Below are 19,304 nucleotides of genomic sequence, written 5' to 3' on the forward strand. Positions count from 1 at the left end.
TCGCGCGGCGCGATCGGCGGTCGTCCGAGCCGGTCATCACCAGTACGGGCCGAGTTATCCACAGTATCCACAACCTTGTCCACAGCCGGTCGGGTTCACGGTCACCCTCCTGACGAGCCGGTTCGCGCCACGGCCGTCACGCGGCCGCCGCCCACCGCGAGGCGCGCCCCGTCGAGGCCATCGGGGACGTCCTCGGCCACCGCGGCCGTCACGAGCACCTGCTCGGCGCGCCGGGCGACGTCGGCGAGCGCCCGGCGGCGCCGCGCGTCGAGCTCGGCGAACACGTCGTCGAGGATGAGGACGGGCTCGACGTCGTCGGCGCACAGCAGCCGGTAGGACGCCAGCCGCAGCGCGAGCGCCATCGCCCAGGACTCGCCGTGGCTCGCGTACCCCTTGGCCGGGCCGGGGCCCAGCAGCAGGTCGAGGTCGTCGCGGTGCGGCCCGACCAGGCACACCCCGCGCTCCACCTCCTGGCGCCGCACGCGCGCCAACTCGTCGAGCAGCAGGGGCTCCAGCTCGGCGGGCGAGGGCGGCAGCGCGCCCGGCACGGTCGAGCGGTAGGACAGTCCGAACTCCTCCGACGTCGGCGCGATCTCGGCGAACGCCTCCACCGCGTAGGGGGCGATGCCCGCGACGAGGTCGAGCCGGCCGGCCAGCAGCGCGGCGCCGGTGCGGGCGAGGTGGCCGTCCCAGACGTCGAGCGTGGAGAGGTCCGATCGGCCGTTGCGGGCGGTCTTGAGCAGGGCCGAGCGCTGCCGCAGCACACGGTCGTAGTCGGCACGCACCGACGCGTAGCGCGGGTAGCGGACGACGAGCAGGTCGTCGAGGAAGCGCCGGCGCTCGCCCGGGTCGCCGCGCACGAGCGCGAGGTCCTCGGGCGCGAACAGCACCGTCCGCAGGATCCCGAGCACGTCCCGGGGGCGCGAGACCGGGGCGCGGTTGACCCGCGCCCGGTTGGCGCGCCCGGCGGTGATCTCCAGCTCGACCTGCAGCTCGCGGCCGTGGTGCACGACGGTGCCCCGCACCACGGCCCGCTCCGCGCCGCGCCGGATCAGCGGCGCGTCGGAGGACACGCGGTGCGAGCCCAGCGTCGCCAGGTAGCCGACGGCCTCGACCAGGTTGGTCTTGCCGACCCCGTTGGGCCCGACCAGCACCGTGACACCGGGCTCCAGCTCGAGGTCGGCCGTGTCCCAGGAGCGGAAGTCGGTGACGGCCAGTCGGCGCAGGTGCAACCGGTGCCGGCCCTAGTCCTGCGTGGAGCCGGCGCCCGAGCTCGGGCCGGCGTGCTCGCCCGGGGCGCCCGCGGGGCCGGCCGCGCGCACGGCATGACCGCCGAACTGCTGACGCAGCGCGGCGACCGCGCGCATCGCGGGCGAGGAGTCCTGCCGCGAGGAGAAGCGCGCGAACAGCGCCGCGGAGATGACCGGGAGCGGCACGGCGTGCGTGATGGCCTCCTCGATCGTCCAGCGGCCCTCGCCAGAGTCGTCGACGTAGTCGTCGAGCTTCGACAGCTCTGCGTCGTCCTTGAGCGCGAGGACCAGCAGGTCGAGCAACCAGGAGCGGACGACCGTGCCGCGCGACCACGCCTGCAGCACCGCGGGCACGTCGGTGACGAGGTCGGCCGCCGACAGCAGCTCGAAGCCCTCCGCGTAGGCCTGCATGAGGCCGTACTCGATGCCGTTGTGGACCATCTTCGAGAAGTGGCCCGCGCCGACCGGTCCCGCGTGCGCGAAGCCCTCCTCGCGGGGGCCCTCGGGCCGCAGCGCGTCGAAGATCGGCATGGCCAGCTCGACGTGCTCGGGCGTGCCGCCCGCCATCAGGCCGTAGCCGTTGTCCTTGCCCCAGATGCCGCCGGACACGCCGCAGTCGAGGTAGCCGATCCCCTTCGCGTCGAGCAGGGCGGCGTTCGGGGCGTCGTCGGTGTAGCGGGAGTTGCCACCGTCGATGACCAGGTCACCGGGCTCCAGCACATCGGCCAGCGCCTGGACCGTGCTGCGCGTCGGCTTACCGGAGGGGACCATCACCCAGACGACGCGGGGCGCGGTGAGGGCGGCGGCCAGCGAGGCGAGCGAGTCGACGTCGGTGACCTCGGGCCGCGGGTCGTACCCGACGACCTCGTGGCCGGCGGCGCGCACGCGGTCGCGCATGTTGCCGCCCATCTTGCCCAGCCCGATGAGTCCGAGTTGCACGGTGTGGCTCCTGAGTTCTCGAGTGCTGACGGACGGGCGCTCGGACTCAGCCGGGCAGCCGGACGGGCATCAGCAGGTGCAGGTATCCGGGAACGGGGTCGGCGACCGCGGTGTCGCCGGCGCCATCATCACCCGCTGCGCCGCCCGGCGCCGGGACGGGGCGGACGAGCGCGGGCCGGTTGGGCGTGGTGAACGTCAGCTGGGCCCGGTCGGTGTGCAGCGCACCGAGCGAGTCGAGCAGGTAGCCCGGGTTGAACGCGATCGTCAGCGGGGCGCCGTCGAGCTCGCAGGGGAGCTCCTCCTCGGCGCTGCCGACGTCATCGCCACCCGCGGCCAGGCGCAGCCCGTCCTCGCCGAACTCCATGCGGACCTGGGCGACGCGGTCGGTGACGAGCGCGACGCGCTTGATCGCCTCCACCAGCCCCGCCACGCCGACGACCGCCGCGCTCGTGTGCTCGGCCGGGATCAGCTGGCGGAAGCGCGGGAACTCGGCGTCGAGCAGGCGGGTGGTGGCGCGCCGCCCGGCGCCGGTGATGCCGAGCATCCCGTCGCCCGCCGACAGCGAGATCTCCACGCGGCCCGCACCGGCCAGCGACTTCGCGACGTCCGACAGCGTCTTGGCCGGGATCAGCACCGCGACGGAGCCGGCGGCCAGGTCCTCGCCCGGGTTCCACTCGAGCTCGCGAACGGCCAGCCGGAAGCGGTCGGTGGCCGCGAGCGTCAGCCGGCTGCCCTCGATCTCCAGCCGGATGCCGGTGAGCATCGGGAGCGTGTCGTCGCGGCCCGCGGCGACGGCGACCTGCGCGACCGCCTCGGCGAGCTGGTCGCCTGCGACGGTGCCGGCGTGCTGGGGCATGGCGGGCAGCTGCGGGTAGTCCTCGACCGGCATCGTCGGGAGGCTGAACCGGCTGTTGCCGCAGTTGATCGTGGCGCGCGCGCCGTCGACGACGAGGTCGACCGGCTTCGAGGGCAGCGCCCGGGTGATGTCGGCCAGGAGGCGGCCGGAGACCAGGACGCGCCCGGGATCGCCGATCGTGGCGTCGAGCTCGACGCGGGCGGAGGTCTCGTAGTCGAACCCCGACACGGTGAGCCGGTCGCCGTCGTCGCCCCCGCTGACCGCCTCGACCAGGACCCCGCCGAGCACGGGGACCGGCGGCCGCGCCGGGAGGCTGCGCGCCACCCACGCGGCGGCGTCGGCCAGGACGTCGCGTTCGACCCGGAACTTCATGACGGGGACCTCTCGCGGGCGGGGCAGGACTCACCGGTCGTCGGGGAGCCGGGAGGACCACCACCGTAGAGCCTCCCGGCTGCGGGTGTCATCCCGCCCGAGAGGGGCGCGACGGGCCCGTCCGGGTCTCCGTCCACACACTCGTTCTTCTTGTAGTTCCAGGAGAAGAGAGAACCAGCAGTAGTACTCACACCTGTGTGTTGTGTGGATGGAGCCCGTCGTCGCAGGTGGTGGGGCGTGGCGTCCTGTGGATCCACGGGTGGGACGGACGGTGCACGGATCGGGCGGTCGGTGGATGGACGCCTGCGGCCCCCGGTTGTCCCCCGGCCGGCCACCGGTTGTCCACCGTTTCCGGGGCGTCCGTCCACCGGTCCCCGCACGTCGATCCACAGAGTTGTCCCCAGATGTGGGTGAAAAGAGCGTGCGCGTCAGAACGCACGGCGACGGGTTCGTCGCGCTCGGCGTGGTTCCGGCGGAGGCGAGAACTCACAGACTTCCCGCCCGTCCCACGCGGAGAACGGAGCGTGAGCATCTTCGTCACGCTCAGTGCGTGATCGACACGCCGGAGGGCGCCGGACGACGGAGGCGGAACGGTGGGCGGTCGGCCGGATCCGGTGTCCGGCGCGGCCGGCGCGCGTCGCGGGACGGCGTGGCGGGCCCGTGCCGCTCCCCGACGGCGGCTCCGTGCCCGGGCGCCGGAGCGCACGACGGGGCCGCGGCACATCTCGGGCCGATCACGGGAAACGCGGCGCACCGCGGGAGAACGGTGCGCGGGAACGCACGACGGGAGGAGACGTCAGTGGCGCGCGCGCTGCTTGATGCGTGCGGTGAGCTCCTGCACCTGTTCGAAGGTCTTCCGGCGCTGCGCGATCTCGTTGCGGATCTTCTTGTCCGCGTGCATGACCGTGGTGTGGTCGCGGCCGCCGAACGTCTGCCCGATGCGGGGCAGCGACAGGTCGGTCAGCTCGCGGCACAGGTACATGGCGATCTGGCGGCTCTGCGCGAGCGCCTTCGTCTTCCCCGGCCCGCACAGCTCGTCCATGGTGACGCCGAAGAACTCGGCGGTGACGCCCATGATCGTGGAGGCGGTGATCTCGGAGGCCCCGGAGTCGGGGATGAGGTCGCGCAGCACGATCTCGGCGAGCTGGGTGTCGACGGGCTGGCGGTTGAGCGACGCGAACGCCGTGACCCGGATCAGCGCGCCCTCGAGCTCGCGGATGTTGCGCTCGATGCGCTCGGCGATGAAGGAGAGGACGTCGTCGGGCACGGCCAGCCGGTCCTGGGCCGCCTTCTTGCGCAGGATCGCGATGCGCGTCTCCAGCTCGGGCGGCTGGATGTCGGTGATGAGGCCCCACTCGAACCGCGTGCGCATCCGGTCCTCGAGGGTCTCGAGGCGCTTGGGCGGGCGGTCGGAGGACACGACGATCTGCTTGTTGGCGTTGTGGAGGGTGTTGAAGGTGTGGAAGAACTCCTCCTGCGTCCCCTCCTTGCCCTCGAGGAACTGGATGTCGTCGACCAGCAGCACGTCGACGTCGCGGTAGCGGCGCTGGAACGCCACCTTGCGGTCGTCGCGCAGCGAGTTGATGAAGTCGTTCGTGAACTCCTCGGTGCTGACGTACCGCACCCGCATCCCGGGGAACAGCCGCTGCGCGTAGTGCCCCACGGCGTGCAGCAGGTGCGTCTTGCCCAGCCCCGAGTCGCCCCAGATGAACAGCGGGTTGTACGCCCGCGCCGGCTGCTCGGCCACGGCGACGGCCGCGGCGTGGCTGAAGCGGTTGGACGCCCCGATGACGAACGTGTCGAAGATGTACTTCTCGTTGAGCCGCGACTGCGAGCGCGGCGCGGCGCTCGGCTCGGCGGCCGGCGGCGCGGAGTAGGTGGGCCACACGTCGGCGCGGCCATCGCCGATGCGGCCGTCGGGCATGCGCCCGTCCGACATACGGCCGTCCGACAGCGCGGCGTCGTCGCGGCGGGCCGGCGGGTCGACCGCGAGCGGCGGGCCGGGGCGGGAGCCGGGGCCGTCGCCCTGGAGGCCGGGGCCGCCGTGGGAGTCGAAGCCCGGCGCGCGGACGGGCAGCGGGCCGGTGCCGTCGGGGCCGTGCCCGTCGCGGCGGCCGTCGCCGTCGTGCCCGTCGGCGCCGGGTCCGGCGAACCCCCGTCCGTCGAACCCCCGGTCGCCGCCGCGACCGTCGGGGCGCTCGGAGCGGAGGTCGGAGCGGTGGTCGTGGTGCGGGCCGCCGTCGCGGCCGGGCGGGTCGGGCACCTCGGTGCCGCCGGAGGCCGCGGAGGCGTCGACGACCACGGCGAGGTTGACGGTGACGCCGAGGTGACGGCCCAGCGCGTCGCTGATCGGCTGGCGCAGCACCCGTTCGATCGCGTTCTTGGCGAACTCGCTGGGCGCGGCCAGCAGCGCTGTGCCGTCGATGAGGCCCAGCGGACGGGTCAGCCGGAGGAACGCGCGCTGCTGCGACGAGAGCGCCTGCAGGGAGTTGGGGCCGCCCGCGGCGCCGGAGAGGTCGGCGATGACGCGGTTCCAGACCTGTCCGAGGTCGCCTGGCTGATCCGCCACGCCGGCTCCCCTCCCGGTACTCGATCCAGATGGCCTCGCAGGCCGGCCGGGGCATCCCCAGACTTGTCCACACCTGTGTGCAGGACCGTACGCGGGCCTGCAGGAGCGAACTCCCGCGGCCCGTGTGTTCCCGCTCGGGTGCGATCGATCCCCCCGGATCGAACTGTGAGGGGGCAACCTAACAACACCGTCCTCCTGCCACAACCCGCTCCCGCGGCGCGACCGGCGACGGGGTGACCCGGGGTGGTTTGACCCTCCTCGACGGGGCTGCGTACCCTGGTCGAAGGAGTGCCGCAGGTTGGGCACCGCATGCAGTCACACCGTTCCGATCTACCAGGCGGACGGCGGACGCGTCCCCCCCCCGGGTGCCGCCCTCGTCGCGCCATCGAGCAGGAGAACCGACCGTGAGCAAGGGCAAGCGCACCTTCCAGCCGAACAACCGCCGCCGCTCGCGCACGCACGGCTTCCGGCTGCGCATGCGCACCCGCGCCGGCCGCGCGATCCTCGCAGCTCGTCGCGGCAAGGGCCGCGACAAGCTCTCGGCCTGATCCGGCCCCGCCGGTGCTACCGGCCGCATCCCGTCTGACGAGGGCCGAGGAGTTCGCCTCGGTCATCCGTCGTGGACGGCGCAGCGGCCGGAGCCGGCTGGTCGTCCACCTGCAGATCGTGGGAGACACCGGGGCCCCGCCGCGCGCGGGTCTCGTCGTGAGTCGTGCCGTGGGAGGTGCCGTCGTGCGCCACCGCGTGTCCCGGCGCCTCCGCCACCTCCTCGTACCCCGGCTGGCCTCGCTGCCCGCCGGGGCGTGCGTCGTGGTGCGGGCCCTCCCTCCTGCGGCCGCGGCCACCTCTGCGGAGCTCGGCTCCGACCTCGACGCGAGCCTGCGCGGTGCGCTGCGCAAGCTCCCGGCGCGTCCGGTGACCACGGGCGGCGCGCCGTGACCGCCTCCCGGGCGGCCCGGCCGCTGATCGCCCTGCTGCGCGGCTACCAGACCTACGTCTCCCCCGCGTTCCCCCCCGTGTGCCGCTTCTACCCCACCTGCAGCAGCTACGCCGTCAAGGCGCTGCAGGTGCACGGGGCGCTGCGCGGTTCCTGGCTCACGCTCCGGCGCCTGCTCAAGTGCGCGCCGTGGCACCCTGGCGGTATCGACCTGGTTCCGGCCCGACCGAACCACCACGAGGAGCAAGCGCCGTGCTGAACTTCATCTACTACCCGGTCTCCTTCATCCTGTGGGCCTGGCACAAGGTGTTCGGAGCCGTTCTCGGCGCGGACAACGGCATCGCCTGGGCGCTGTCGGTCGTCTTCCTCGTCTTCACGCTCCGCGCGATCCTGTACAAGCCGTTCGTCAGCCAGGTCCGCTCCATGCGCAAGATGCAGGAGTTCCAGCCGGAGATCGCGAAGCTCCGCAAGAAGTACGGCAACGACCGGCAGAAGCAGGCCGAGGAGATGCAGAAGCTCCAGAAGGAGCACGGCGTCAACCCGCTGGCCGGCTGCCTCCCGGTGCTCGTGCAGGTCCCGGTGTTCATCGGCCTGTTCCAGGTGCTGCGCAACTTCACGCTCTACAACGGCGACGGGTCGCTGCGCACCGAGAACTACTTCTTCGGCCAGGAGGAGGTCAACTCCTTCCTGCGGGCCGACTTCCTCGGCGCGAAGCTGGGCAACTGGCCGCTGCAGGAGTGGAACGCACCGGGCACGCTCGAGACCGCGGGCACCTCGCTGGTGCAGATGCTCGTCGTCATGATCCCGCTGATGATCATGGCGGGCATCTTCACGCACATCACGGCGCGGCACTCGGTGGCCCGCCAGACCGCGGCGCAGGGCGAGAACCCGCAGACCGCGATCATGAACAAGCTGATGCTCTACGTCTTCCCCATCGGCGTGGTCGTCGGTGCGCCGTTCCTCCCGCTCGCCGTGCTCCTCTACTGGGTGTCCAACAACCTGTGGACCCTGGGCCAGCAGTACGTCGTCTACAGGCGGATCGACGTCGAGGAGACGGCGAAGCGTGAGCAGGCCGTCGTCGAGCGCACCGCCCGCGCCCCCAAGCCGGGGCAGAAGCCGGTGCGCCCCGAGACCGCCGCCGTCGAGGCCCCCGAGAAGACGCCCGGCGCCAAGCCCGTCCTGCGCAAGCAGGCCGCGGCCGGCAAGGGCGGCGCCGCGAACGGCGCCACCGCGGGGAGCAGCAACGGCAACGGCTCGGCGAACGGCAGCGCCAACGGCAGCAGCGCCACGAACGGCAGCAGCGCGGCGAACGGCAGCAGCGCGGCGAACGGCAGCAGCGCGGCGAACGGCAGCACGGCGAACGGCAGCACGGCGAACGGCAGCACGGCGGGCGCGAGCTCGCCGGGCGCCGCCGCGCGCCGCGGCGGCGGCGGGTCCCGTCCGCCCGCGCGCCGCAACCGCAAGCGCCGCTGACCCACGAACCACCGGTGGCCGCCCGCGTCGGCGGTCGCTGCGGTGGTGCCCGGGACCGTCCGGGCACCACCGGCCCATCTCGGAGAGGAGACGCACCGTGCCCCAGACTGCGCAGGACGGGACGACCGAGGACACCGCTTCCGGACCGCCGAAGGCGGCCACCACGGCGGAGGACCAGCTCGTCCGCGAGGGCGACATCGCCGGTGACTACCTGGAGCGCCTGCTCGACGTCCTCGACTTCGACGGCGACATCGACCTCGACGTCGAGGCCGGCCGGGCGATCGTGAGCATCGACGGCGGCGAGGACCTCAACAAGCTCGTCGGCGACCGCGGTGCCGTCCTCGAGGCGCTGCAGGAACTGACCCGCCTGGCGGTGCAGCAGGAGTCGGGCAACCGCAGCCGCCTCATGCTCGACATCGCCGGGTGGCGCCAGGGCCGTCGCGACGAGCTCACCGAGATCGGCACCCGTACGGCGAAGGAGGTCCTGGAGTCGGGCGAGTCGGCCCGCCTCCGGCCGATGACGCCGTTCGAGCGCAAGGTCGTGCACGACGCCGTCGCCCGCGTGAAGGGTGTGTCGAGCGAGAGCGAGGGCGAGGAGCCGCGTCGGCAGGTCGTCGTCTTCCGCAATGGCTGACGTCGATCTCGTGGTCGACCCGGCGGTCGCCGAGCGCGTGTTCGGCGACCGCCTCCCGCTGGCCCGGCGCTACGCCGAGCACCTCGTCACCACCGGCGTCGAGCGCGGCCTGATCGGGCCGCGCGAGGCGCCGCGCATCTGGGAGCGGCACGTCCTCAACTGCGCGGTCGTCGCGGAACTCCTGCCGGACGGCGCCCGTCTGGTGGACGTGGGTTCGGGTGCCGGCCTCCCCGGGATACCGTTGGTGCTGGCCCGGCCTGATCTGCAGGTCGCCCTCGTCGAACCCCTCGCCCGCCGGGTGGAGTGGCTCGAGGAGGTCGTGGCCGATCTCGGGATCGACGTCCGCGTCGACCGGGGCCGGGCCGAGGAGACCGCCGTGCGGCGGCGATGGGAGGGGGCCGACGTGGTGACCGCCCGTGCCGTCGCGCCGCTCCACCGCCTCGCGGGCTGGGCGCTCCCGCTCCTGCGCACCGGCGGACGGGTGCTGGCACTGAAGGGCGCCTCGGCTGCCGAGGAGATCGCGCGCGACGCCGTCGCCGTCCGCAAGCTCGGGGGCGGCGACCCGGAGATCGTGCAGTGCGGCGCCGGTGCTGTCGATCCGCCCACCACGGTCGTCGTGGTCGAGCGGCTGCGCGGGACCGGGCGCCCGGCCCGACGGAACAGACGATGACAGCCGGAGTCGGCGAGGAGGGTTCGTGCGCTTGACCGAGCAGCATGTTTCACGTGAAACACCCGAGTGGACGCCGATCGCCGAGGAGGCGGAACGGGCGGCCCGGGTGCTGCACCCGGACCGCCACGGCATGCCGCGCCCGGTGCACCGACGCGTCATGACGGTCGCCAACCAGAAGGGCGGCGTCGGCAAGACGACGAGCACGGTCAACCTGGCCGCGGCGCTCGCGATGCACGGCGTGCGCGTGCTGGTGATCGACCTCGACCCGCAGGGCAACGCCTCCACCGCGCTCGGCGTCGAGCACCGGCTCGGCACGCCGTCGGTGTACGAGGCGCTGCTCGGGGAGATCCGGCTCGCGGAGGCCGCCGTCGCGAGCACCGCGTCGCCCAACCTGCTGTGCGTCCCGGCCACGATCGACCTCGCCGGCGCGGAGATCGAGCTCGTCAGCATGGTGGCCCGGGAGCAGCGGCTGAAGCAGGCCCTCTCCCCCGAGGCGCTCGACGAGCTCGACGTCGACTACGTCCTCATCGACTGCCCGCCCTCGCTCGGCCTGCTCACCGTCAACGCGCTCGTCGCCGCCGACGAGGTGCTCATCCCCATCCAGTGCGAGTACTACGCGCTCGAGGGGCTCGGGCAGCTGCTGAGCAACATCGACCTCGTCCGCGCACACCTCAACACCGATCTGCACGTCTCCACGATCCTGCTGACGATGTACGACGGCCGCACGAAGCTGGCCGACCAGGTCACCACGGAGGTGCGGACGCACTTCGGGCCGACCGTCCTGCGCACCGTCATCCCGCGCAGCGTCAAGGTCTCCGAGGCGCCGGGCTACAGCCAGACCGTGCTCGCCTACGACCCCGGTTCACGCGGGGCCATGAGCTACGTCGATGCCGCCCGCGAGATCGCCGAGCGCGGCGCGAGCGGTCGCATCCGGACCGACGGGCGGTAGACCGTGGCCGAGCGGAAGACCCCGGAGCGCAAGGGCGGGCTGGGCCGGGGGTTGGCCGCGCTGATCCCCACGGGCCCGGCCGCTCCCCCGCCGGGACCCGGCGACACCTCGCTGCGCACGCGCGAGGAGCTCCACTCCGAGTGGCGGGGTCCCGATCCCGACGACCGACGCCCCGCTGCGCCGTCCTCCGGCGACGACGGGCCCGGCGCCGTCGAGGGTGCGGAGTACCGCGAGATCGCCGTCGCGGCCATCCACCCCAACCCGCAGCAGCCGCGTACGAGCTTCGACGAGGAGGCGCTCACCGAGCTGGAGCACTCCATCCGCGAGTTCGGGCTGCTGCAGCCCGTCGTGGTCCGCGAGGTCACCCCCGGCTCCTACCAGCTCGTCATGGGCGAGCGCCGCTGGCGCGCCACCCAGCGCGCAGGGCTCCAGACCATTCCGGCGATCGTCCGCAGCACCGGCGACGACGTCATGCTCCGCGACGCGCTGCTGGAGAATATCCACCGCGTCCAGCTCAACCCGCTGGAGGAGGCGGCCGCGTACGAGCAGTTGCTCGCGGAGTTCGGCGTCACGCACACCGAGCTGGCCGACCGCCTCGGCCGCAGCCGGCCCGTCGTCACCAACACGATCCGGCTGCTGCGGCTGCCGGTCTCGGTGCAGCGGCGTGTCGCGGCCGGCGTGCTCTCGGCCGGGCACGCCCGCGCGCTGCTCGGCCTCGATGACGCCGGGGCGCAGGAGGAGCTCGCCGCGCGGATCGTCGCGGAGGGGATGTCGGTGCGCGCCACCGAGGAGGCGGTCGTCCTCGCGCGCCGCGAGACGCCGACCGCCAAGCCGGTGCGCCGCCGACCGATGCAGGCGCCCGGTCTGCAGGACCTCGCCGAGCGACTGTCCGACACGTTCGACACGCGGGTGAAGGTCGAGCTGGGCCAGCGCAAGGGACGCATCGTCGTCGAGTTCGGCTCGGTCGAGGATCTGGAGCGGATCGCGACCCTCATGAACCCGGCTGCTCGCGAGTAGTCCGGCTCGCGTGTTTCACGTGAAACACGTTCCGCCACACCGCCCCTGTTCCACGTGAAACAGGGGCGGTCGTCTGTCAGTGCCCGCGTTCGACGGCGCGCTCGACGAGCGCCGCGTAGAGGTCGCCGAGATCGATGCCGGCGGTGGCCGCGGCCGTCGGGAGGAGCGAGGTTTCGGTCAGTCCGGGCGACACGTTCACCTCCAGGATCTGCACCCGCCCCTCGGCGTCGACCACCGCGTCGAGCCGCGAGACATCGCGCAGGCCGAGGAGCGCGTGCGCGGCCAGCGCCGCCTCCTCCAGCGCGGCGGTCGTGGCGGAGTCGAGGCGGGCCGGGCAGTGGAACGACGTCGCGCCGGGCGTGTAGCGGGCGGTGTAGTCGTAGACGCCGCCCGTGGCGACGACCTCCACGGGCGGCAGTGCCCGCGGTTCCGCGCCGTCGTGCACGACCGACACCGCCACCTCTGTGCCCGCGACGAACCGCTCCGCCAGCACGGTGTCGGCGTAGGCGAGACAGCTGACCATCGCGGCCGGCAGCTCCCCCGCCTCGTGCACCACCTGTGCGCCCAGCGCTGAGCCGCCCTGGTCGGGCTTGATCATGAGCGGCAGGCCGAGTCGCTCCACCATCGCGTCCAGAACCGCCTGCGCGCCGAACTCGCGGAACGTGCTGTGCGGCAGGGCGACCCAGTCCGGCGTCGTCAGCCCGGCCCGCTGCAGCTCCGCCTTGGCCGTCGGCTTGTCCCAGGCGCGGCGGCAGGCGGCAGCCGGGGTGCCGACGAACGGGACGCCGAGCAGGTCGAGCACCGCCTGCACCGACCCGTTCTCCCCCTCGCCGCCGTGCAGCGCGATGACGACGGCGTCGGGCCGCTCGGTGCGGATGCGCTGCAGGAGGGTGGCGTCGGCGTCCCACTCGACGACCGACACCCCCGTCTTGCGCAGCGAGGTCGCCAGCCGGCGTCCGGAGCGCAGGGACACCTCGCGTTCGTGGGACAACCCACCGGCCAGCACGGCCACACTTCTCGGAGTCACCGCCGCATTCTGCGCCACGGCGGTAGGGGGAGGTCGGGTCGGGCGGGTGTGCGGACGGGGTGGCAGTCGTGAGTGCGAACCTCGGCCAGGACCACGATCGCCGCTCACGAGGTGGTGCGGACGGTGGATGAGCATCGACGGCCGGCGCCGGGCCGGTTCCCGCGCGCTCAGCCGGTTCCCGCGTGGCCCCGGGGGCTCGCGGGAGCATGGATCGCGCGCGGCAGACGGGAACGCGCGCGGAACGGCCTCCGCTCGCCGCCCCCTCACCCGTCGCCGTCCGCCCGCGGGTCGTGATCGCCGAGAGCCCACCCCACCGCACCGCCCGTCCACCGGGCACGGGAGGCAGGGACTACGGCGTGTGCGGCGAGGGGGCCTGGGGGCCGTCGCGGGGCTCGGGCGGGGTGGCGGGCAGGCGGGCGGGTGTGCCGAACGTGCGCATGACGTCGAGCTCCGCCTCCAGAACGCCGGCCAGCCGCCGGACCCCCTCGGTGATCCGCGAGGGCGTCGGGTAGCAGTAGGACAGGCGGAGCTGGCGGCTGCCGAAGCCGTCGGCGTAGAAGCCGGTGCCCGAGGCGTAGGCGACGCGGGCGGTGACGGCGCGCGGCAGCATCGCCTTCGTGTCGACGCCCTCGGGCACGGTGAGCCAGACGTAGAAGCCGCCGTCGGGGATGTTCCACGTGCAACCGTCGGGGAGGTAGATCTCCAGGGCGCGGAGCATCGCGTCGCGGCGGTCGCGGTAGGCCTCGGTGTAGGTCTTCACCTGGCTGCGCCAGTCGTGCGCGGCGAGGTAGCGCGACACCAGCATCTGGTTGAACGACGGCGGGCAGAGCGTGGCCGACTCGGCCGCGAGGACCAGGCGGTCGCGCACCGCGGGCGGCACCAGCGCCCAGCCGACGCGCAGGCCGGAGGCGAAGGTCTTGGAGAACGAGCCGAGGTAGACGACGTCGCGGTCCATCGACCGCAGCGCCGGGTACATCGTGCCGCTGAAGCCCAGCAGCCCGTACGGGTTGTCCTCGACGACGGCGACGCCGTACTCCGCGCAGATCGCGAGGACCTCGCTGCGGCGCTCCACAGCGAGCGTGACGCCGGCGGGGTTGTGGAAGTTCGGGATCGTGTAGAGGAACTTGGGCGTGATCCCCTGTCCGGCGAGGGAGTGCAGTGCCGAGCGCAGCAGCGACGGCACGAGCCCGTGCTCGTCCATCTGGACGTGGACCACCCGCGCCTGGTACGCCGCGAAGCTGCCCAGCGCGCCGACGTAGGACGGCCCCTCGGCGATGACGACGTCGCCCGGGTCGCAGTAGATGCGCGTGACGAGGTCGAGCGCCATCTGCGAGCCGACGGTGACCACGACGTCGTCGGGATCGGCGCGGATCCCCTCGAGCGCCATCACCTCGCAGATCTGCTCGCGCAGCTCGGGGCGCCCCTGCGCGGAGCCGTACTGCAGGGCGACCTGCCCCTCGCGCTGCACGAGGTCGGCGACCTCCACGGCGAGCGCGTCGAGCGGCAGCGCCGCGATGTTGGGCATCCCGCCGGCGAGCGAGACGACCTCCGGCCGGCTGGCGACGGCGAACAGCGCACGGATCTCCGAGGCGGTCATGCCGGCGGTACGTGCTGCGAACCGCTCCGCCGGGGCCGCCGCGGACGGTCGGTGGGGCTGGGGCAGCGCGTCGGACACGGTTCCTCCCGGAGGTAGAGATCCGATCGAGTGTAACCAGGTGGGGTGAGGCACAGCCCTTCGTCGTGGGTGAGGCACCGGTCGCAGCACACGGGCTACCGTCCTGAGCTGTATCGATCTATCGTCGGGACGTCGGCGCGTCGGGCGGCGACACACGGGGAGCTCGCCGCCGGAGGTTGTTGTGTCCTGGCACGTCGCTCCGATCACTCTGGACAATCTGGACGATCTGCCCAAGCGGTGTCGTCGCTGCGTGTTCTGGGAGCTGTCGGAGACACTCGGCAAGCAGGCCGTCGAGTTCGGCTCGGTGGAGCTCGAGAAGGAGGCCTGGGTCTCCGAGGTCCTCCTGGAGTGGGGCTCGTGCGGGCGGATCGTCCACGTCGACGGCGCCCCCGCCGGCTACGTCATCTACGCCCCGCCGTCGGCCTCTCCCCGCGCCGCCGAGATGCCCACCGGTCCGGTCAGCGCCGACGCCGTGCTGATCACCACGATGCAGGTGATGCCGGAGTACGCCGGCGAGGGCCTGGGCCGCATGCTCGCGCAGGCGGTCGTGCGCGACCTCACCCGCCGCGGCGTCAAGGCCGTCGAGGTCTTCGGCGAGGCCCGGCCCGGCACCGAGCCCGGCTGCATGATCCCCGTCGACTTCCTGCGCAGCGTCGGCTTCAAGACCGTCCGCCCGCACCCGCGCTGGCCGCGGCTGCGCATGGAGCTGCGCTCGGCGATGACGTGGAAGGAAGACGTCGAGGCCGCGCTGGAGCAGCTGCTCGGGTCGATCACGATCCCGATGCAGGCACCCGCTCCGGTAGAGCGGGTACTCACCCGTTCCTGATCACCCCGCAGCGGCGATCTCAGGGCGCCCTGAGAACGCCGGTGAGACCCGTTCCCGGGTCACCGCAGGTGAGGGGCCCGGGACGGGTCCTCAGATCGCCTGCGCCCCGCCCCGCTCCAGTTCGCGCGCCAGCACGTCGGAGAAGGTGAAGGTCCCGGTCGGCTGGTCGTTCTGGCCGAGCAGGTAGAGGCGCTTGACGCCCACGAGGACGCCCTCGGCCACGACGTCGCGGAAGTTCGGGTCGAGCAGGTTGCGCCGGTCGCCGAGGTGGGTCAGGTAGCCGACCTCGATGCGCACGGTCGGCATCCGCGTCAGCCGCAGCAGCTCCCACGTGCGGCCCTGAGTGCCGCAGTCGGTCATCGCGGTGCGGGTGAGCAGCTCGCGCTGGATCAGCCCGGCCAGCGCCTCCCCCACCGTCGACGTGGATCCCGAGCCGTTGCCGAAGTGGAACGTCGCCAGCCCGTTGGCGTGCATGCTGGGGTTGGCGTCGGTGTGCAGCGAGAGCACGAGGTCGGCGCCGGCGTTGTTGGCGAACGCGGCCCGCTCCGTGTCGCTGGGGCAGGTGTCCTCGCGCCGCGACAGCATGGCCTCCATGCCGGTGGCGGTCATCCGGCCGACGATGCGGCGCCCGAGGTCCCACATCAGGTCGGCCTCGGTGGCGCCGGCGACGGAGACACCGCGGTCGAGGCCGCCGTGCCCCGGGTCGACGACGATCCGCTTGCCGCGCAGCCGCGGCCCGGCCTCGCGCAGCAGCTCCTGCTCGCGCAGCAGGTGCGGGCGGCCGCCGGTGACCTTGCGGCCCAGCTGCTTGAGCGAGCGCAGCGTGGCGGGGCCGCACACGCCGTCGGGGACGAGGCCGTACTCGCGCTGGAACGCCTTCAGCGCCTTCTCGGTGCGCTCGTCGAACACGCCGCCGGGACGGCCCGGGTCGAAGCCGAGCTCGAGCAGGCGCTCCTGCAACGTCGTGACGTCGTCGCCGCTCATCGGCGCGGCGATCATGTGCGCGAGCATCCGGTCGCCCAGGCTCCAGCCCGCCTCGCGCAGCGCGCGGTAGGTGGCCGGGCCGACGATCCCGTCGGTGATGAGGCCCCGGCGCTGCTGGAACGCCCGGACCGCCTGCTCCACGTGGACGTCGAAGTGCTCGTCCGGGAAACCGGCCAGGGGTCCGGCCAGCAGGCCGAACTGCCGCAGCGTGGCGCGGACCTCGACCACGGCACGACCGGTGTCACCTCGGCGCAACAGCTGCATGCACCCCTCGCTCGATGTCGCCGTCACCACCCGGCTACGGGCGGTCCGGGGAGACATTGTGCCCTGCCGCTACCCGGAAGGGGGACAGCGGGCGGAACCCCGGCGTGTTCGAGTCGTGATAAAAGCGTGCCCCGCTCCGGAGGGAGCGGGGCACGCGGCGGGCATCAGCCGAGGTAGTCGGCCAGGTCCTTCAGCAGCGCGGCCTTGGGCTTGGCGCCGACGATCTGCTTGACCGGCTTGCCGTCCTGGAACACGATCATGGTCGGGATCGACATGACCTGGAACGTGCGGGCGGTCTCCGGGTTGGCGTCGATGTCGAGCTTCGCGACGGTGAGCTTGTCCTTGTTCTCACCGGCGATCTCGTCGAGCACGGGGGCGACCATCTTGCACGGACCGCACCAGGTGGCCCAGAAGTCCACGACGACGGTCTTGCCGCTCTTGAGGACGTCGGCGTCGAAGGTGTCGTCGGTGACGTCGACGGTGTTGTTGCCCATTTCGGTTCTCCCTCTGGGTGGGTCGGTCGGACGGTCTCAGCCGGTGACGGCGGCGACCTGCTCGGACGCCTGGCCGTAGCCACCGCCCGCCATCTCGGTGGTGACGGTTCCCTCGGCGAGCCAGCGCTCGGCGTCGATCGCCGCGGAACAGCCGGAACCGGCCGCGGTGATGGCCTGCCGGTAGGTGTGGTCGACGAGGTCGCCGCAGGCGAACACGCCGGGGATGGCCGTGGCCGTGCTCGGCGACGCGACCTTGACGTAGCCGGCGTCGTCGAGCTCCAGCTGGCCCTCCACGAGCCCGCTGCGGGGGTCGTGGCCGATCGCGACGAACATCGCGGTGGCCGGGATGGAGCGCTCCTCGCCGGTGCGGGTGTCGCGCAGGCGCAGACCGGAGACGCTGCCCTCCCCCTCGACGCCCACGACCTCGGAGTTGAGCGCCCAGCGCATCTTCGGGTCGTTCTGCGCGCGCTCCAGCATGATCCTCGAGGCGCGGAAGTCCTCGCGGCGGTGCACGATCGTCACCGACTTGGCGAAGCGGGTGAGGAACGTGGCCTCCTCCATCGCGGAGTCGCCGCCGCCGACCACGGCGATGTCGTGGTCGCGGAAGAAGAAGCCGTCGCACGTGGCGCAGGAGCTGACGCCGCGGCCGAGGAGCTCCTGCTCACCGGGCACGTCGAGGTAGCGGGCGGCCGCGCCCATCGCCAGGATGACCGCGCGGGCGGAGTAGGTGACGCCGTTGGCGACCACGGTCTTGACCGGGCCCTCCAGCGACACCTCCTCGACGTCCTCGGCGCGCAGGTCCGCGCCGAAGCGCGTCGCCTGGCCGCGCATCTGCTCCATGAGCTCGGGGCCCATGATGCCGTCGGTGAAGCCGGGGTAGTTCTCCACCTCGGTGGTGGTCATCAGGGCGCCACCGAACTGCGTGCCCTCGAAGACCAGCGGCGCCAGCTGCGCGCGCGCGGCGTACACCGCGGCGGTGTAGCCGGCCGGCCCGGAGCCGATGATGATCAGCTCGTGCACCTTGTCGGTGGTCACTGCAACCCCGTCCTCTCAGCTGTACGGCGGTACATCGCCTCCAACACGATCCCAGGGACGGACATTCCGCGCCGGACCGGGCCGGGGTCAGCCGACCACGGTGTCGCTCAGCACCTGGCAGGACGGTGCGACGACCAGCACGCGCAGGCGCCCGAGCTGCCCGGTCGGGAGCACCAGGAGCACGCCGTCGACCCCGTCGAGGCGCACCCGCCGGCCGCCGAGCACCTCGCCGCCGGGATGTCCGGCGGCGTCCAGGCAGGCGGCCCGCCGGGTGGGGTCGGCCAGCGCGCCGAGGTCGGTGAGCCCGACCGTCGAGCGGGCGACGGCCGCGAGCCCGACCCGCGTGACGTCGGCCGGCCCGCCGGCGCCGGGCGCCACGGCCCCCGCCACCAGCGCGACGACGACGGCCGCGGCCGCGGCGGGCAGCCGCCACCCGGGAGCCGCGGCAGGCAGCCGCCGCCGGGGGGCCGCGGCGGGCAGCCGCCGCCGGGGGGCCGCCGTGCGCGGGGCGGGAGGGGCCGTCCAGGTCCGCGCCAGCTCGGGGGGCAGCGGCGGGGGGCGGAGCGCGGCGAGGTCGGCCCGGACGGTCGTGAGCGCGTGCAGGACGGCGGCGGAGGACGGGTGGGCCCGTGCGGCGTCGCGGACGGACGTGGCCCGGACCGGGTCGAGCAGGCCGGCGTCGAGGTCGGCCAGCAGGTCGACGTCCGGGCCGGTGCCGGAGCCCGGGGTGGTGTCCTCGCTCACGCCCCCTCCCGCAGGTGTCCGAGGAGCCGGGCGAGGCGGGTGCGCCCGCGGGCGCAGCGGCTCTTCACCGTGCCGACGGGCACGTCGAGGATCTGCGCGGTCTCGGCCACGGAGAAACCCTGCACGTCGACGAGCACGACCGCCAGCCGCTGCTCGGTGGGCAGCTCCGCCAGCGCGTCCTCCACGGCCAGGCGCGTGGCGAGGTCGTTGGCCGTGTCGCCGCGCCGCGCGGGCACGTCGTGGGCGGGCCAGGGCACGGTGCGGCGGACCGACTCGCGCCGGATCCGGTCGATGCAGGCGTTGACGAGGATGCGGTTGAGCCAGGTGCGGACCGAGGACTCGCCGCGGAACCGGTGCGCGTTGCGGTGCGCCGACAGCAGGGCCTCCTGCACGGCGTCGGCGGCGTCGTCGCGGTGGGACAGCGTCTGCACCGCCACCCCCCACATCCGCTCGGTGTGCCGACCCACCAGCTCGGCGAACGCGGACCGGTCGCCGCCGAGGTGCGCGGCGAGGAGCTCCGCGTCGCTCCGGGCGCTGGTCACGGGCGGAGGCTAGGTCGCCGACCCCGCTTCCCGTGGCCGAACGGGAG

The 19,304-nt window shown here is 73.4% G+C and carries 20 protein-coding genes; 9 read left to right on the forward strand and 11 right to left on the reverse strand.

The genetic code is table 11. The features are described from left to right. Positions 1-101: 101 nt before the first annotated feature. The 4 genes from recF to dnaA form a co-directional block, all read right to left on the reverse strand. A complete protein-coding gene (gene recF / locus I4I82_RS14840) occupies positions 102-1,232 on the reverse strand; it encodes a DNA replication/repair protein RecF (RefSeq protein ID WP_218589938.1) in 1,131 nt (376 codons plus the stop codon). Between the two features lie 12 nt (positions 1,233-1,244). After that, entirely contained in the window at positions 1,245-2,189 is a 945-nt protein-coding gene (gene gnd, locus I4I82_RS14845) for a phosphogluconate dehydrogenase (NAD(+)-dependent, decarboxylating) (protein ID WP_218589937.1), read from the reverse strand. A 46-nt stretch (positions 2,190-2,235) separates the two neighbouring features. After that, on the reverse strand, positions 2,236-3,417 hold the full coding sequence (dnaN, locus tag I4I82_RS14850) for a DNA polymerase III subunit beta (RefSeq protein WP_218589936.1): 1,182 nt from the start codon (positions 3,415-3,417) through the stop codon (positions 2,236-2,238). Positions 3,418-4,213: 796 nt separating this feature from the next. Continuing rightward, on the reverse strand, positions 4,214-5,986 hold the full coding sequence (dnaA, locus tag I4I82_RS14855; RefSeq protein ID WP_218589935.1) for a chromosomal replication initiator protein DnaA: 1,773 nt from the start codon (positions 5,984-5,986) through the stop codon (positions 4,214-4,216). 404 nt (positions 5,987-6,390) lie between these two features. On the opposite strand from dnaA, the gene rpmH reads away from it, so the two are divergent. From rpmH to I4I82_RS14895, 8 genes are all read left to right on the forward strand, one after another. Further along, positions 6,391-6,534: a 50S ribosomal protein L34 gene (rpmH, locus tag I4I82_RS14860; RefSeq protein WP_172156181.1), complete on the forward strand. Its 144-nt coding sequence runs from the start codon at positions 6,391-6,393 to the stop codon at positions 6,532-6,534. 13 nt (positions 6,535-6,547) lie between these two features. Further along, positions 6,548-6,925 (forward strand): ribonuclease P protein component, encoded by a 378-nt coding sequence (rnpA, locus tag I4I82_RS14865; RefSeq protein ID WP_218589934.1) that lies wholly within the window; start codon positions 6,548-6,550, stop codon positions 6,923-6,925. Beyond that, a complete protein-coding gene (yidD, locus tag I4I82_RS14870) occupies positions 6,922-7,182 on the forward strand; it encodes a membrane protein insertion efficiency factor YidD (RefSeq protein ID WP_218589933.1) in 261 nt (86 codons plus the stop codon). Before rnpA ends, yidD begins: the two co-directional genes overlap by 4 nt. Next, complete coding sequence (yidC, locus tag I4I82_RS14875; RefSeq protein WP_218589932.1) at positions 7,176-8,396, forward strand: membrane protein insertase YidC; 1,221 nt, start codon at positions 7,176-7,178, stop codon at positions 8,394-8,396. The genes yidD and yidC overlap by 7 nt, the downstream gene beginning before the upstream one ends. 97 nt (positions 8,397-8,493) lie before the next feature. Then, the gene (locus I4I82_RS14880) at positions 8,494-9,030 is read left to right on the forward strand and encodes a Jag family protein (protein WP_218589931.1); all 537 of its coding nucleotides are present in this window, start codon (positions 8,494-8,496) and stop codon (positions 9,028-9,030) included. Next, entirely contained in the window at positions 9,023-9,700 is a 678-nt protein-coding gene (gene rsmG, locus I4I82_RS14885) for a 16S rRNA (guanine(527)-N(7))-methyltransferase RsmG (protein ID WP_218589930.1), read from the forward strand. The genes I4I82_RS14880 and rsmG overlap by 8 nt, the downstream gene beginning before the upstream one ends. Before the next feature lie 25 nt (positions 9,701-9,725). Continuing rightward, entirely contained in the window at positions 9,726-10,649 is a 924-nt protein-coding gene (locus tag I4I82_RS14890; protein ID WP_275948778.1) for a ParA family protein, read from the forward strand. Positions 10,650-10,652: 3 nt separating this feature from the next. Beyond that, complete coding sequence (locus tag I4I82_RS14895; protein ID WP_218589929.1) at positions 10,653-11,666, forward strand: ParB/RepB/Spo0J family partition protein; 1,014 nt, start codon at positions 10,653-10,655, stop codon at positions 11,664-11,666. 76 nt (positions 11,667-11,742) lie between these two features. Here the strand turns inward: I4I82_RS14895 and I4I82_RS14900 are convergent, their stop codons facing one another. Both I4I82_RS14900 and I4I82_RS14905 read right to left on the reverse strand, forming a co-directional pair. Next, positions 11,743-12,693 carry a D-alanine--D-alanine ligase family protein gene (locus tag I4I82_RS14900; protein WP_218595798.1) on the reverse strand — a complete coding sequence of 317 codons (951 nt, stop codon included), beginning with the start codon at positions 12,691-12,693 and terminating at the stop codon, positions 11,743-11,745. A 349-nt stretch (positions 12,694-13,042) separates the two neighbouring features. Then, a complete protein-coding gene (locus I4I82_RS14905) occupies positions 13,043-14,368 on the reverse strand; it encodes an aminotransferase-like domain-containing protein (protein WP_226370064.1) in 1,326 nt (441 codons plus the stop codon). 181 nt (positions 14,369-14,549) lie between these two features. Between I4I82_RS14905 and I4I82_RS14910 the strand changes: the two genes are divergently transcribed. Next, the gene (locus I4I82_RS14910) at positions 14,550-15,194 is read left to right on the forward strand and encodes a GNAT family N-acetyltransferase (RefSeq protein WP_218594091.1); all 645 of its coding nucleotides are present in this window, start codon (positions 14,550-14,552) and stop codon (positions 15,192-15,194) included. A gap of 90 nt (positions 15,195-15,284) precedes the next feature. Here I4I82_RS14910 and I4I82_RS14915 read toward each other — a convergent pair whose 3' ends face one another. From I4I82_RS14915 to sigM, 5 genes are all read right to left on the reverse strand, one after another. Continuing rightward, complete coding sequence (locus I4I82_RS14915) at positions 15,285-16,442, reverse strand: N-acetylmuramoyl-L-alanine amidase (RefSeq protein WP_218594090.1); 1,158 nt, start codon at positions 16,440-16,442, stop codon at positions 15,285-15,287. 164 nt (positions 16,443-16,606) lie between these two features. After that, complete coding sequence (gene trxA / locus I4I82_RS14920) at positions 16,607-16,936, reverse strand: thioredoxin (RefSeq protein WP_172156201.1); 330 nt, start codon at positions 16,934-16,936, stop codon at positions 16,607-16,609. 36 nt (positions 16,937-16,972) lie between these two features. Beyond that, positions 16,973-17,971, reverse strand: a complete 999-nt coding sequence (gene trxB / locus I4I82_RS14925) for a thioredoxin-disulfide reductase (protein WP_218594089.1) — start codon at positions 17,969-17,971, stop codon at positions 16,973-16,975. A gap of 87 nt (positions 17,972-18,058) precedes the next feature. Further along, positions 18,059-18,715, reverse strand: coding sequence for an RsmA family anti-sigma factor (locus I4I82_RS14930; RefSeq protein ID WP_218595800.1), 657 nt, complete (start codon positions 18,713-18,715; stop codon positions 18,059-18,061). After that, a complete protein-coding gene (sigM, locus tag I4I82_RS14935) occupies positions 18,712-19,257 on the reverse strand; it encodes an RNA polymerase sigma factor SigM (protein ID WP_218594913.1) in 546 nt (181 codons plus the stop codon). Before sigM ends, I4I82_RS14930 begins: the two co-directional genes overlap by 4 nt. Between the last annotated feature and the right edge of the window lie 47 nt (positions 19,258-19,304).

It is taken from the genome of Pseudonocardia oceani (genome assembly GCF_019263585.2).
Lineage (GTDB): Bacteria > Actinomycetota > Actinomycetes > Mycobacteriales > Pseudonocardiaceae > Pseudonocardia > Pseudonocardia oceani.